We start from the raw sequence: 14,972 nt of genomic DNA, 5'->3' as shown, positions 1-14,972 counted from the left end.
CGCTGCTATCAGCCCTCGCCCTGTGCTTCGGAGCGGCTTTTTCCGGCCACGTTCAAGGCCAGTGTGGCGGCCATGAACCCGTCAAGATCCCCATCCAAAACCCCCTTGGTATCCGAGGTTTCATGGTTGGTCCTCAGGTCCTTGACCATCTGGTAGGGCTGCAGAACATACGACCGGATCTGGTTGCCCCAACCCGCATCGCCCTTGGCCTCGTGGGCTGCGTTGATGTCAGCATTGCGGCGGTCCAGCTCTTGCTGGTACAGGCGGGATTTCAGCGCTTTCATCGCAATATCACGGTTCTGGTGCTGGGATTTCACGGATGATGTAACAACGATCCCGGTCGGGATATGCGTGATCCGCACGGCCGAGTCCGTGGTGTTCACGTGCTGGCCTCCTGCCCCCGAGGACCGGTAGGTGTCGATGCGAATCTCGGACGGGTTGACCTCGATCTCGATATTGTCGTCCACCACCGGGTAAACCCAGACCGAACTGAACGAGGTATGCCGTTTGGCCGCCGAGTCATAAGGTGAAATTCGCACCAGCCGATGCACGCCACTTTCCGATTTCAGCCAGCCATAAGCGTTGTGGCCAGAAATTTTGTACGCCGCAGATTTAATACCCGCCTCTTCGCCCGAGGTCTCGGATTGCAGCTCGACCGTATAGCCCTTTTTCTCGGCCCAGCGGACATACATCCGCGCCAGCATCGAAGCCCAGTCGCAGCTTTCGGTGCCGCCTGCGCCCGAATTGATCTCAAGGAAAGTGTCGTTGCCGTCGGCCTCTCCGTCCAGCAGCGCCTCAAGCTCTTTCTTGGCGGCTTTGGCTTTTAGCTTTCTGATCGCCTCTTCAGCGTCGGTGACGACCTCTTCGTCCTCTTCCATCTCGCCCAGTTCGATCAATTCCATATTGTCGCTGAGGTCGGTTTTGATGGATTCATAGATTTCAATAGCATCGACCAGCATCTGCCGCTCGCGCATCAGTTTTTGCGCATTCTCGGGGTTGTCCCACAGATTGGGATCCTCAACCCGGGCATTGAATTCCTCAAGGCGATGGGGTGCGGTTTCATAGTCCATGCGCTGCGCCAGCAGCTCTAGCGACTTTTCAATTTCCGCCACGGTATTCTGGGTTTCGGCGCGCATGGTTACGTCCCAACTTGCTCAATCAGGCCTGCGTGATAGCAAGAGCGTGGGGCCACCACAAGACAGCGGAGACCTGAATGCATATTGTTCCGGCTGATATCATGGATTGCTGGGGATTATGCCGTGCCACACTGATCGCCGAAGCCCAGCATGCGTTAGTCTGGAAAGTTCACGCGCGGGATTATGGGCCGGCCGCGCTAAAGCTATACCACCGCGCAGATCGCGGGAACGAAGCTGCTTCGACCGGGCTTTTGTCGCTCTGGCGGGATCGTGGCGCGGTTGCCATTTATGCCGAAGCGGGCAAAGCCGTATTGATGGAGTGGTTGGAGGGTCCGACACTGGGTGACATCGCGCGTGACGGAAACGCTGAAAGCGCGCTGCAGGTTTTCTCGGAGATGGCCCACCGCCTTCACCAAAAGCCCACGGTTGCGTTCGACGAGCTGCGACCATTGCACAAGGTATTCAATCCACTGTTTGACTGCACGTTTGCCCGCGATTGCCCCGACGCGCTACAACGCGATGTGATCCGCGCAACGGAACTGGCATCAAACCTTCTGACGAGCCAACCGCAGGTGGTGCCGCTGCATGGTGACCTTCACACCGATAACGTAATTCAAACGCCTTCAGGGGCACGGGTAATTGATGCAAAGGGGTATCTGGGCGATCCTGCTTTTGAACTTGCAAACGCATTGCGGCACCCCAAAGGCATGCCCGATCTGGTTCGCAGCCGCGACCAGATCGAACGTTGCCTCCAGCTTTACTCCGGAGCGTTAGGTGTGTCGCGGAAACGTCTTGCCCAATGGGCCGCTGCAAAAGGTGCGCTATCCATCATGTGGCGCGGCCACGGGACAGTTTCAGCTGCGCCCGAGGCAACGCTCTTGAACCTATTGTTGCGCGCGGCGGATCAGTAAAGCCCGCCGCCCTGCAAATCGCCCTGGCTGGCATTTGGGCCAACGGTGATGGTGTCGCCGGTCGACGTGGTCACCTGACGACCCGAACTGTTGACCTCTTCAAACAGCGGCAGGTCGGAACCCATCGCAAAACCACCGTCATAGATGCGGTCGATAAAGCCGTCGGCGCCATCGCGGAAATACTCGGCCACGACAAAATCTCCGGACGCATCAGATGGCAAACGTGCACCGCTGAACCGGTCGATTTTGATAAAGTGACCACCTGGTGGCACCTCGAACGGACCTCCGCCGTATTTCTCGACAGCTGTCTCCATGAAGCTTTGGAACACGGGACCGCACAAAGTGCCGCCATAAGCGCCCCGGCCCATCGGGCGCGGACGGTCGTAGCCGATATAGCAGCCAGCAACGATGTTCGAAGTAAAGCCGATGAACCAGGCGTCTTTGGATTCATTGGTTGTCCCGGTCTTACCTGCGGTCGGCACCGGCAGATTGACAACACGGGATGCCGTGCCACGATCCACGACACCTTTCATCATCGACGTCAGCTGATAAGCGGTGATCGCATCCATGACCTGACTGCGGTTTGTCTCGATCGTGGGGGATTCATCAGGTTCCAGCCAGGCCGAATTACAATCCAGGCACTGGCGGTCATCGTGCCGATAGATTGTCTTGCCGAACCGATCCTGAATACGGTCAACTAGAGTGGGTTCAACCCGCTCGCCGCCATTTGCGAACATCGCATAGGCCGCAACCATCTTGTACAGCGTCGTCTCTTCGGACCCCAGCGAGTTGGCCAGGAAAGCACCCATCCGGTCATAAACGCCAAAGCGTTCCGCGTATCCGGCAACCACCGGCATCGTGACTTCTTGCGCCAGACGGATGGTCATCAGGTTCCGCGACTGTTCAATCCCAGTACGCAATGGCGTCGGCCCGTAGAATTTGTTGGTCGAATTCTTGGGTCGCCACAGGCCCTGCGGTGTGTTCACTTCGATCGGAGCGTCGACCACAATGGTCGCAGGGCTATACCCGCTGTCCAACGCAGCGGCATAGACGAAAGGCTTAAAGCTTGACCCGGGTTGACGCTGCGCCTGCGTGGCACGGTTGAACACAGAATCCTGATACGAGAATCCGCCCTGCATCGCCAAAACCCGGCCCGAGTTCACATCCATCGCCACAAAGCCGCCCTGAACCTCGGGGACCTGACGGGCCGACCATTGGCCTTCTTCCCCGGCCATTACCAGAATGACGTCACCGCGTTTGAAGTTGTCGAAGAAGCTGCCCTGCATCCACTTGATGTCCGAGCGCGGGATGATGCCGTCAGCCGGACCATTTTCAATGCCGACGGTCAGGGCCTGCTCACCGACATCCAGTACTACGGCGGGATACCACTGCGTTGGCAGAACCACATCACGGGGGATTTCCAAAATCGCCAAGGCCTCACGCCACTGCACCTCATCCGCCAGAATTTCTTCGGCGATCACTTCGTCAGTCCCGTGCCATTTTCCACGAGACCGGTCGTATTTCTGCAGCGCCTCGCGCAGGGCGTGCGCGGCTTTGACTTGCATTTCCTCGTCCACAGAGGCGCGGACAGTAAAACCACCAGTGAAGAACTCGCCCTCGCCGAAATCTTCGCTCAGCTGGCGGCGGATTTCGTCGGTGAAGTAATCCCGCGGCGGTAAGGCGGTGCGGAAACTTTCGAAATCACCATTCTGGACAGACCGCAAAGGCATCTCGACCTCGGCCTCATAGGTCGCCGTGTCGATATAACCGTTTTGGTTCATCTCGCGCAGCACGTAATTGCGCCGGTTCACAAGGCGTTCTTTCTGCCGAACCGGGTGATAATCCGACGGCGCCTTGGGCATAGCCGCCAAAGTGGCGGCCTCATGCGGAGCCAATTCCTGTAGGGTCTTGTTGAAATAGGTTTGCGCTGCTGCGGTTACACCATACGAGTTCTGGCCCAGAAAAATCTCGTTCATGTAGAGTTCTAGGATCTGTTCCTTATCCAGCGTATTCTCAAGCCGTGTGGCCAGGATGATCTCTTTGATCTTGCGCTCGGCCCGACGGTCCCCCGACAACAGGAAGTTCTTCATTACCTGCTGTGTGATCGTCGATGCACCCCGTACATTCTCGCCCTTGGATTTCACTGCCTCGACACCAGCGGCAATAATCCCGCGCGGATCATAGCCCTTATGGTTATAGAAATTCTTGTCTTCGGCCGAAATAAAGGCCTGCTTAACCAGTTCGGGGATTTCTTCTGACGGGGTGAACAGACGGCGTTCCTGCGCAAATTCGTCGATCAGCTGACCCTCGCCAGAATAAATCCGGCTGATCGTGGGCGGTTTGTACTGCGCCAGGGATTCGTGACTGGGCAGGTCGCGCCCATACATCCAGAACACCGCGCCGATAACCAGCGCAGCCATAAAAATACCCAGGGTCACGAGGCTGAATATCGCCCCGAAAATCGAAAGAATGAAACGGATCACGTTACTGCCTTTTGCTCGCGGTGCCGCCTATATAGTGTCGCACCTGTGCAGGGTCAAAACACCATGGCCAATAATAGCCGGTTTGCGCCACGGGGTCACTGTCCAATCAGGGATCGTTTTACCATATCGTCCTGGCGCCATTTCTCTAGCCCATCCCGAATACCGCGCGCCATTCCCATGCGCCATTCCTGATTTCGTATATTTTTCAAATCTCTAGGGCTGGAAAGGAAGCCAAGCTCAATCAGAACGGAAGGAATATCCGCTGCCTTCAGAACCGAAAATGAGGCAGTGCGAATTGGCTTGTTGTTCATCGGACCACCCTGTTGCGTCATTCCATTTGCCAGCATTTGTGCCAACGCATCCGTACGCGGCCTGGTTTCCTGACGCGCAAGGTCCAGCAGAACATCTGCAACCTGATCATCTGCACCGCTCAGATCGACGCCCGAAATCAAATCACTGCGGTCGTGCCGCTCGGCCAGTTTGTGGCTTGCCACATCCGAGGCATCTTGCGACAGCGTATAAACGGCTGCGCCATGAGCCCGCCCTTCTGTCAGAATGTCGGCATGTAAAGAGATGAACACATCTGCACCTGCGCGGTGTGCCAATGCAATACGACGTTCAAGAGAAACGAACTGATCATCGGTCCGCGTCATCTCAACTTCGTATCCGCCCGTGCGCAATAGCATCTCGCGCAGCTCTCGGGCAAAGGTCAGCATCAGGGTTTTCTCATCATCACCGTCAACTTCGGCGCCGGGATCAATTCCTCCATGCCCGGGGTCCAGCATGACACGCAAAGTTCCGTTGCCCTGCCCCACCGGAGCGACCGATGTCTCTGCTGGTTCGGGCAAATCCCATCCGGATTGACGCGGCGTTCCGGCGCTGGCTGCGAAACTGTCGAAATCTGTCCCTTGCAGCCCAAGCGTCAAATGTGCAGCCCCAGTCACAGGGTCGACCCGCATATCCGCCGTCTCGACCATCAGAGGCGCGCCCAACTCTAGCACCATGCGGGACCAGCCCGGTACATAAGAGCCGAACTGCACACCGCTGATACGGCCAGTCTGTAGAAAGCGGTCACGGTCAAGACCGGTCCAGTCTACCTCCTGGAAATCCAGGATCATCCGATACGGGTCGCGCAGGGTAAAAACGCGATAAGGCACCCCCTGGCTAAGCCCAAGCTGGATGCTTACACCGGACCGCCCGTCATCAACAATCGAACTTTGGTCTGGCAAAACACGGGCGAGTGCGCTGAAATCCTGCGCAACTGCGGCATTGCCTAGCGCCCAGATCAGCGCGATGGCGTAGATAATTCTGCTCATGGCCTCAAGTTTTCCCGAGATCGTTTGAAGCGCAGCCTACCCGACCCGCACTTGGATGTGAACGCTTTAGGCTTGGGTAGAAATCAAGCCCCGATCAGTCATGAAACGCTGAAGTCGCCGCAGCCCCTCTTCGATATCCCCAGTCGAGCGGGCATAGGAAAAACGGATGGTGCCGTGCCCACGCAGAGGATCGAAATCCAGCCCCGGAGTGACCGCCACGCCGACCTTATCCAAAATCTCAGCCGCAAAGGCACGGCTGTCGTCGGTCAGGTCAGACACATCGGCGTAAACATAGAATGCTCCATCAGGTGGCGCGATATTGGTGAAACCGGCTTTGGGCAGACCATCCAGCATCAGCGCGCGGTTCCGCCGATAGACATCCAGATTTGCCTGCAATTCCTCATCACACTCCATCGCCGCCAGCGCCGCCACCTGGCTGGCATGGGGCGCGCAGATAAACATGTTCTGCGCGATCCGTTCGACAACGCGCACCTGATCCTCGGGCACAACCATCCAGCCCACACGCCAACCTGTCATAGAGAAATACTTAGAGAATGAGTTGATCACATAGCACTCATCTGTCAGCTCCAGCGCGGTGACGGCTTTGGCTTCGTATTCCAGACCATGATAGATCTCGTCACTGATGAAAGACGCGCCCTGGCTGTGTGCGGCGTCGATCAGCGCACCCATCGCGGCATGGTTCAGCATGGTTCCTGTCGGGTTGGCGGGCGAGGCCACCATCAGCCCCTGCAAATTTAGCCCGGCGAAATCGGCTGGCACCGGCTGCAGGCGGTGTTCCGGAGCGGTGGGCAGATCAACCGCGACCAGCCCCAGGGCCCGCAATATCTGCCGATATGACGGATAGCCGGGGGCCCCGATACCCACGCGATCCCCGCCGTCGAACAGCGCGGTAAACGCCAGCAGGAATCCGCCTGACGAACCGGGGGTTATCACCACCCGTTCGGGATTGAGATCGACATTATACCACTCGCCATACATCTGCGCGATCCGGCGGCGCAGTGCTGGCAGACCCAATGCAACGGTATATCCCAGCGGGCCTTGTTCCATTGCCTTAGCCAATGCCTCGGTCGCCCCTTTGGGTGCGCCGGTTCCAGGCTGGCCGACCTCCATGTGGATGATGTGACGGCCGGCTTCTTCAGCTTTGCGGGCAGCCTCCATCACGTCCATCACGATGAACGGATCGACCCCGGACCGGGTTGAGTTTCGCATGGCCATCTCCCATGTTGCAATCATGGCTTTTGAACGCGTATCCAGGCTGGCGTCAATCCCGGCCCTGTTGCTGTTTGCAGTGACCTGGCTCGTAGGAGCTGTTCAGGCCCAAAGCCTGATCCGTGATCCAGATATTGAACACGGTCTGCGAGAGCTGGCCTTTCCCGTTCTGCGCGCCGCCGGTCTAAATACCAACCGGGTCCAGATACTGGTGGTCAATGACAGCACGTTCAATGCCTTCGTTTTGGATTACAATGCGATCTATCTGAACTATGGGCTAATCCTTTCAGTCGAAAGCCCCGAGATGTTGCAGGCGGTTATCGCACATGAGGCGGCCCATATCGCCAACGGGCATTTATCGCGCCGTTACGAAAACCTGAATGCAGCACGGCAAAAAGCCGGGCTTGGGACGGCTTTGGCTCTGATTGCTGCAGCTGCTGGCGGCGGCGAGGCCGCATTCGGAATTGCAGCCGGTACTAATTCGGCAGCCCTGCGCAGCTTTCTTGGCCACACCCGCGCTGAAGAGTCCTCGGCGGATCGCAGCGCAGCAAGCTATCTACGTTGGGCCGGTATCTCGCCCAGTGGCATGGTGTCTCTGCACCGTAAATTCGCGGGGCAAGAGCTGTTAAACACGGTCAACCAGGACCCATACATGCGATCACACCCCACCAGCCGCGAGAGGTTGCGCGCCGCCGAGGCGTTTCTGGAAGAGTTCGGCGATAAAGCCAAACCCAGCCAGAATGCCGATTACTGGTTCGCAAGGGCGAAAGGTAAACTATCGGCCTTCATCCGCTCGCCCACATGGACGATGCGGCGCGCCAAAGAAGAAACCGCCCAGGACATACGACTGATGCGCGAGGCAGCAGCCCACCATCAAAACCGTGATCTGACCAAAGCGCGCGCTGCGATTGATGGTGCTTTGGCAATCCGGCCCAATGACCCCTATTACTATGACCTCAAAGGCCAGATCATGCTTGAAAACCGTCAAGTGGCTGATGCGGTAGCAGCATATGGCAAAGCCGTTGAATTGGCGCCGAATAACCCACTTATCCTGGCCGGATACGGGCGGTCCCTGTTGGTTCAAGGTAAGACAGTGGAAGCCTTGGCCATTCTTGAAAAAGCGCGGGCCAGAGATTTTCGTAACGCAAGATTGATGCAAGACCTGGGTGCAGCTTATGCCAAAACAGGCAATACTGGCATGGCATCGGCGGTTACAGCCGAAAGATATGCCCTGCAGGGCCGTTTGGATGACGCCGGAATTCACGCGAAACGCGCGGTTGCGCAGTTGCCGGTCGGATCACCGGGTTGGCAACGGGCCCAAGATGTGTTGATTGCGTTTGAACAAGCAAACAAGAGTAATTCGAAAAGGAAACGGAAATGATCCTCAGACACGCTGCACCAGCCCTTCTGGGGCTTTCCCTGATCGCAGGATCGGCGCAGGCCCTGGACCTGAGCCAGCTGACCGACGCCGAAAAACAACAATTCGGAGAGCAGGTACGCGAATACCTTCTGGAAAACCCCGAAGTCATCATCGAAGCGATCAACATTCTGGAACAACGCAACGCCGTGGAAGAAGCGCAGGCGGATAAAGAGCTTGTCGCCAGCAATGCTGATGAGCTTTTCAACGACGGGTACAGCTGGGTGGGCGGCAATCCGGACGGGGATATCACGTTGGTCGAGTTCATGGACTATCGCTGCGGATATTGCCGCCGTGCGGTGCCCGAAGTGGCCAGCCTGCTGGCCGAAGATGGCAATATTCGGCTTGTGATCAAAGAGTTTCCGATCCTCGGAGACGCGTCGATGATCTCATCCCGCTTTGCCGTTGCCGCCAAACATGTTGCCGGGGACGATGCCTATAAACAGGTTCACGATGCCCTGCTCGAATTCACCGGGGAACCATCGCCGGTTACTTTGCGACGTATCTCGGACGGGCTGGGTTTGGACAGTGACGCGATTCTGGCGGCAATGGACAGCGAACAGGTCACCGAGGAAATCCAAAAGACCCGTGAATTGGCGCAGCGGATGCAGATTTCGGGCACGCCTTCGTTTGTACTGGGCAGCGAAATGCTGCGCGGGTACCTGAAAGCGGATCAGATGCAGCAAATTGCGAACGCCGTTCGCGCCGAGCAAGGCTGATTTGGCAGGCCGGTTCCGCAACAGGAGCCGGCCATTCCGTCAGGGCATCGGGTCGCCAGCAAGGTGGCTTAGATATTCCTCTAGATTAGACCAGCCATCGCCGTCCCGGTCCGCCCAGACATCAGAGGGATCATTCGGGTCCAGGCCAGTCCGCCCTGTTTCCCAAGTATCAGACATTCCGTCCCGGTCAGTATCAACTGCCGCGTGAACAATGGGCAAATCCGGCCAACCGCCCGCCTCGCCCGGATCGTTTATCCGATGTCCATCACAGCCGCGGACGTTTTCGATCACCATCGCATCCAGACTGTCCAAAGCTTGGTCATCCCCGTGCCGGGCCCCCACGGTTCCAAGAACGGTTTCGTATGTCGTGCTCACCTCGGCAGGTTCAACCGACAGCGGCTGGTGAGGTTCAGCCACAAGGAATTCCACCGCCGCATCATCCGCAATCTTGCCCTTCACTGATCTGTCGCATAGCAGCTCAATACGGCTGTCCAGATGCAGGTTATCTTGTTCGAAAACCGAGATGCTGAACCCTTTGTCCGCGCCATAAGGGAACACCTCGAATGCGGCGGGGGGCGGCCTGTTCCGTGTACTGGGGCCCGGCAGGACCACGTTTCCCACATAGGCGATCCAGGTGTCGCCGTAGTGGTTCCAGAACTCGCCAAATTGCGAGGTCGCGTCGTAGAACACGTTGTTAATAATGTCGACTTGCCCGGAGGGAGACGACTGGATATCCGGATTTCTGTCGCGGTTATGGGCAAACAGGTTCTGATACAGGGTGAGCCGCCCACATTGCCTGGCCGTTCCATCATCAGAACACAGCAGCGCGCCTTTTGAATGCTTGCCCTTTGTATGGGTGGATTTATCCAATGCCAGGGCTGAGATGCTGCGGGCAATCGTGATATCTTCGCTTGGCAGGTTTTCGGTTCCCACGCCCAGATTCTCATCCGTGGCAAATTGGATCGAGACCCGGTCGACATAGATATTCGAACTGCTTTCAATGGAAAGCCCATCCACATTTGACGAGGGCTTGTAACTGGGGCCGGGCCGGAATTTGAGGTTCCGTAACAATACGTCACGCGCCTCAAAGATCATCAGGGGTGAATCCAGAACCTTGCCAAGTTTGATCTGCACACCCTGCCCCGGAGCGGTCTGCCCGGCGATATAGGTGTTCGAAGCCACTTTCATCTGGGTGTCGACGGTGATCGTGCCGGAAATGTCAAAGACGCAAACCCGGCCAGAGCCGTCATTTTCGACACACTCACGCAGGCTGCCCGGGCCGGTATCGTCCAGGGTTGTGATATGAAACACTTCGCCGCCACGCCAACCCGTAGCGTTCTGCCCATAGCCCACGGCACCGGGAAATGCGGGCTGATTGGCCACGGCGCTATCCGCCATCGCGAGCCCGGCGATCACCGCACCAAGGCTGAGCGTTTTCAAATTGCGGCGCATTGCAGTGGCCTCCTGTAAGAATGCGGCCCGCAGGGACTAAGGTCCGTCGAGGCAGGAGACAATCTGATCTTCAAACGATCGCTTACTGGCATGGCGCTGTGAAACCCTTGAAACAAAATCAACTAATCCAAATGGGAATGAAAATCTCATTCCTCACAATAATGTGGACCAACAGCGTCGCGTTTTCAATGAGGTGTCTGGGATTGGGGTCCACCAGATACACGCGGCCAATAACGTGCAGGCCCGATGAATTGACCCTGCATGCCTGCCGAACTGGTCATTCAACGGCCAATTAAGCTGGAAAATTACTCAGCGGCTTCCTGCGCAGCGTCCAATTCAGCGGCCTTCTTCTCGACCTCTTCAACAATGTGGTCGACCATCTGATCGTTGGACATCTTGTGGCTGGCCTTGCCCGCCAGATACACCATACCTGATCCGGCACCGCCGCCGGTAAAGCCGACATCGGTCATCAGCGCTTCGCCCGGGCCGTTCACGACACAGCCGATGATCGATAGGCTCATTGGTGTTTTGATATGTTCAAGACGCTGTTCCAACGCCTCGACTGTTTTGATCACATCGAACCCCTGCCGCGCACAAGAGGGGCATGAGATGATATTAACCCCGCGATGGCGCAAGCCCAGAGATTTCAGAATCTCGAACCCTACCTTGACCTCTTCGACAGGATCCGCAGATAGGCTGACGCGGATCGTGTCGCCAATGCCCATCCACAGCAGATTGCCCAGACCAATCGCCGATTTGATGGTACCCGAAACCAGTCCTCCGGCCTCGGTAATACCCAGATGGATGGGGGCGTCCGTGGCCTCGGCGATGCCCTGATAGGCAGCTGCCGACAGGAAGACATCGCTGGCTTTCACGCTGATCTTGAATTCGTGGAAATCGTTGTCCTGAAGAATACGGATATGCTCTAGCCCGCTTTCAACCATCGCTTCGGGGCAAGGCTCGCCGTATTTCTCGAGCAGATGCTTTTCCAGGCTTCCCGCATTCACCCCGATCCGGATCGAGCAATTATGGTCACGCGCGGCCTGAATGACCTCTTTCACCCGACTTTCATTGCCAATGTTGCCAGGGTTGATCCGCAAGCATGCTGCGCCTGCCTCGGCCGCTTCGATCCCACGGCGATAGTGAAAGTGGATATCCGCCACGATAGGTACCGGACTTTCGTGCACGATCTCTTTCAGCGCCTTGGACGAGGCCTCATCCGGGACCGAAACGCGCACGATATCCGCACCCGCCTCTGCGGCGGCCTGCACCTGAGCCACAGTCGCCGCCACATCCGTTGTCAGCGTGTTGGTCATCGTCTGCACCGCAATCGGAGCGTCACCTCCGACGGGGACGTTTCCAACCATGATCTGACGAGATTTGCGGCGGTAGATATTGCGCCATGGGCGCACGTGATTAAGGGACATGTGGACGGGTCCAAGACTGTCTGAGTTGATCTTTAAATAGTCAGCCTAACTGGCCACTGCAATGGTCAGATCATTCTGTCGGTGCGGCAGAGCTTTGCGCCTGAAGTTCCGCCACCAATTGCTTGAGGGCAACGTTTTGCTCGGCCTCAAGATCAGCTACCGTATAGCGTTCGGAAACCGCATCCTTGGACAGAACGACACCTTTGGCGACAGTTCCTGGTGCCCCGACCGGGCCGAAATGGTCACCATTCATCGAGAAATAGACAGATCCAGCGGCACCTGCACGTAGGTTAGGCGGTTCTTCTGTCAGCGGTACCTCGAATGTACTGCCCTGTTCGACGGTCCCAAGCGTACCCTCGAAGATGATACTTCCATCCGCAGCGGTGACCCGCATCCACGCCGGATCAACGGCGACGATTTTCAGGGTCGTATCAATCTGTTCAACCACCTGCGGCAATGCCGGGCGAAGAACCGTATGGACTTCAGCAACCTCAACCTTGGGCGGCTCAGGCGGCTGGAAGGTGCCAACGGTACGCGGGTCCAGTGTAGAAATCGGTGCATCACGGGCAACGAGCACCGGCAAATCCAGGGCCTGTGGGCGATACAGCCTATCCAGAGCCTCAGCCGAGGGGGTGTCGGTCTGCGCGACTTGATCTTCGGTGGTGCCACGCGCCGCCTCAAGCGGGTCCAAATCAGACAAGACAACCGGAGCCTGTTCAACCGGGCTTACCTGCACTTGCTGAATCCGGTTCAGGACGGACCATCCGCCATACCCAATACCGCCGATCACAGCCAACAGAACCAGAGACGACCCGATGGCACGCGGCTCGATCTGGCTGACCAACGATTCCCGTCCGGGAATATAAGGAGTGTTTGGCGAGATAAACGGATCGCGCCCCATCGGACCGCGAGCCGGCAAGCTGCCCGAGGTCTTTCGAACCACCGACGCCTCGGCCGACATGCCATGTGCGACCTCAAACCCGCTTTCCTTACAAAACGCAAAGAAAGTTTCGTCGGGGTTCATCCCCAGATAGCGGGCATAAGAGCGCACATACCCAGCGATAAATCCGGGCGTATCGAAGGCGTCCGGGTCGGCATCTTCTATGGCTGCAATGTAGTTGGCTTTGATCCGCAGTTCGCGCTGCACATCCAGTAAGGATTTGCCCATTGTTGCGCGTTCACCACGCATCATGTCGCCCAGCCGCACCTCATAGTCGTCAAAGCCCTTGGGCCTGACGTCAGTGTCGCCTTCGGATCCGCGCTGTGATCTGCGCCCAATCATCCCTGCTGCCCCATTCTGCCTGTGCGTGTTTCACGCCGTGGTCGAATCATTAAAAGAATGATTCGCGCCGTAGTTTTGTTAGCGTAATTTTAGCACGCGGCATACGAATTGCACACTTTAGCGTTAGGTTAACCGGCAAGTTCGGCGCGATTTAGCGCACAATGTGACCAAAGTTCGTCCATCGCCTGGATCAAACGGTTCATTTCGTCAGGTCCATGAACCGGGGACGGTGTGAAACGCAGGCGTTCTGTTCCACGCGGAACAGTGGGGAAATTGATGGGCTGGACGTAGATTCCATAGTCATCCAGCAGCATATCGCTGAGTTTCTTCGTGTGCACGGGGTTGCCGACAATCACGGGCACAATGTGGCTGCCGTGATCAATCAGTGGCAGGCCCATCCCCTTGAGCCGAAGCTTGAGGATCTTTGCTTGCGTCTGATGCTGCTCTCGCAATTCGGACGCAGTTTTGAGGTAGGCAACCGAAGCTGCGGCACCCGCAGCAACGGCAGGTGGCAGGGACGTCGTAAAGATGAAGCCCGGAGCATAAGACCGCACAGCGTCACACATTTTAGTGCTGGCCGCGATATAGCCCCCCATGACGCCATAGGCTTTGGCCAATGTGCCGTTGATGATGTCGATCCGATGGGCAAGACGATCACGCTCGGTCACGCCACCGCCGCGCGGTCCGTACATGCCAACGGCGTGGACCTCATCAATATAGGTCAGCGCACCAAATTCATCGGCCAGATCACATATCTCTTCAATCGGGCCAAAATCGCCGTCCATCGAATACACCGACTCAAAAGCGATCAGTTTGGGCGTTGCGGGATCATCCGCTTCAAGCAGTTCGCGCAGATGGGCGACGTCATTGTGGCGGAAGATGCGCTTGGACCCGCCGTTGCGGCGCACCCCTTCGATCATCGAAGCATGGTTCAATGCGTCAGAATAAATGATCAGACCAGGAAACAGTTTCGGCAAAGTGCTGAGTGTCGCGTCATTTGCGATATAGGCGCTGGTGAACAGCAACGCAGCTTCTTTGCCGTGCAGATCGGCCAGCTCGGCCTCAAGCCGTTTGTGGTAAACCGTGGTGCCCGAAATGTTGCGGGTTCCACCTGATCCGGCGCCTGCGGCATCCACGGCCTCGTGCATCGCCTCCAACACCACAGGGTGTTGCCCCATGCCAAGATAGTCGTTGCCGCACCAGACGGTGATATCTTGCTGCGATCCATCGAGGCGCGTGCGCACCGCATGCGGGAAATGACCATTGCGACGTTCGATATCAATGAAGGTCCGGTACCGTCCTTCGTCATGCAGCCTTGCGATCGCTGAATCAAGCTGAGCAGTATAATCCACCGGTTTCTCCTTAGTTGCCCGACCGATATTACGGCGACCGAACGTCTTCTTCTGCGCAGGATACGAATCTGCACCAGAGCATTTCCCACTGCCTGCTTGATACCGCAAGCACAGTGAAAGCTTATTTGATTTGCATCAAATATCCGCTCTGACCCTGACCGACAAGTAAAGTTACGCCCCCTGGACGCGAGGAAACGACGCAGGCACAGCACATTATCTCATCCGGGTTTCCGATATTATACCAGAT

General features: G+C 57.1%; 11 protein-coding genes. 3 read left to right on the top strand and 8 right to left on the bottom strand.

The features are described 5' to 3' along the window. Positions 1–8: 8 nt before the first annotated feature. Positions 9–1,136 carry a peptide chain release factor 2 gene (gene prfB / locus AC2FIP_RS01535; RefSeq protein WP_142633271.1) on the bottom strand — a complete coding sequence of 376 codons (1,128 nt, stop codon included), beginning with the start codon at positions 1,134–1,136 and terminating at the stop codon, positions 9–11. Positions 1,137–1,213: 77 nt separating this feature from the next. Here prfB and AC2FIP_RS01530 point away from each other — a divergent pair, with 77 nt between their 5' ends. Beyond that, positions 1,214–2,047: an aminoglycoside phosphotransferase family protein gene (locus AC2FIP_RS01530; protein WP_496784927.1), complete on the top strand. Its 834-nt coding sequence runs from the start codon at positions 1,214–1,216 to the stop codon at positions 2,045–2,047. Here the strand turns inward: AC2FIP_RS01530 and AC2FIP_RS01525 are convergent. The 3 genes from AC2FIP_RS01525 to AC2FIP_RS01515 all read right to left on the bottom strand — a co-directional run bounded on the left by AC2FIP_RS01525 (position 2,041) and on the right by AC2FIP_RS01515 (position 7,076). Next, the gene (locus AC2FIP_RS01525) at positions 2,041–4,530 is read right to left on the bottom strand and encodes a penicillin-binding protein 1A (protein WP_496701263.1); all 2,490 of its coding nucleotides are present in this window, start codon (positions 4,528–4,530) and stop codon (positions 2,041–2,043) included. The genes AC2FIP_RS01530 and AC2FIP_RS01525 overlap by 7 nt on opposite strands. Before the next feature lie 95 nt (positions 4,531–4,625). Then, positions 4,626–5,846 carry an N-acetylmuramoyl-L-alanine amidase gene (locus AC2FIP_RS01520; RefSeq protein WP_496784925.1) on the bottom strand — a complete coding sequence of 407 codons (1,221 nt, stop codon included), beginning with the start codon at positions 5,844–5,846 and terminating at the stop codon, positions 4,626–4,628. 66 nt (positions 5,847–5,912) lie between these two features. Further along, the gene (locus AC2FIP_RS01515; protein ID WP_496708548.1) at positions 5,913–7,076 is read right to left on the bottom strand and encodes a pyridoxal phosphate-dependent aminotransferase; all 1,164 of its coding nucleotides are present in this window, start codon (positions 7,074–7,076) and stop codon (positions 5,913–5,915) included. Here AC2FIP_RS01515 and AC2FIP_RS01510 point away from each other — a divergent pair. After that, entirely contained in the window at positions 7,075–8,457 is a 1,383-nt protein-coding gene (locus tag AC2FIP_RS01510; protein ID WP_496688382.1) for a M48 family metalloprotease, read from the top strand. The two genes, AC2FIP_RS01515 and AC2FIP_RS01510, sit on opposite strands and share 2 nt — an antisense overlap. Continuing rightward, positions 8,454–9,212, top strand: coding sequence for a DsbA family protein (locus AC2FIP_RS01505; protein ID WP_142633258.1), 759 nt, complete (start codon positions 8,454–8,456; stop codon positions 9,210–9,212). Before AC2FIP_RS01510 ends, AC2FIP_RS01505 begins: the two co-directional genes overlap by 4 nt. A 39-nt stretch (positions 9,213–9,251) precedes the next feature. On the opposite strand, the gene AC2FIP_RS01500 is transcribed toward AC2FIP_RS01505, so the two are convergent. From AC2FIP_RS01500 to hemA, 4 genes are all read right to left on the bottom strand, one after another. Further along, complete coding sequence (locus AC2FIP_RS01500) at positions 9,252–10,664, bottom strand: pectate lyase family protein (RefSeq protein WP_496784923.1); 1,413 nt, start codon at positions 10,662–10,664, stop codon at positions 9,252–9,254. A gap of 305 nt (positions 10,665–10,969) precedes the next feature. Then, complete coding sequence (ispG, locus tag AC2FIP_RS01495; RefSeq protein ID WP_496784921.1) at positions 10,970–12,091, bottom strand: flavodoxin-dependent (E)-4-hydroxy-3-methylbut-2-enyl-diphosphate synthase; 1,122 nt, start codon at positions 12,089–12,091, stop codon at positions 10,970–10,972. Positions 12,092–12,161: 70 nt separating this feature from the next. Then, positions 12,162–13,373, bottom strand: a complete 1,212-nt coding sequence (locus AC2FIP_RS01490; protein WP_496784919.1) for a helix-turn-helix domain-containing protein — start codon at positions 13,371–13,373, stop codon at positions 12,162–12,164. A 128-nt stretch (positions 13,374–13,501) separates the two neighbouring features. Then, a complete protein-coding gene (gene hemA, locus AC2FIP_RS01485; protein WP_142633250.1) occupies positions 13,502–14,725 on the bottom strand; it encodes a 5-aminolevulinate synthase in 1,224 nt (407 codons plus the stop codon). Between the last annotated feature and the right edge of the window lie 247 nt (positions 14,726–14,972).

It is taken from the genome of Ruegeria sp. CDSB114, assembly GCF_059611025.1.
This window is presented reverse-complemented; position numbering and strand designations above follow the sequence as displayed.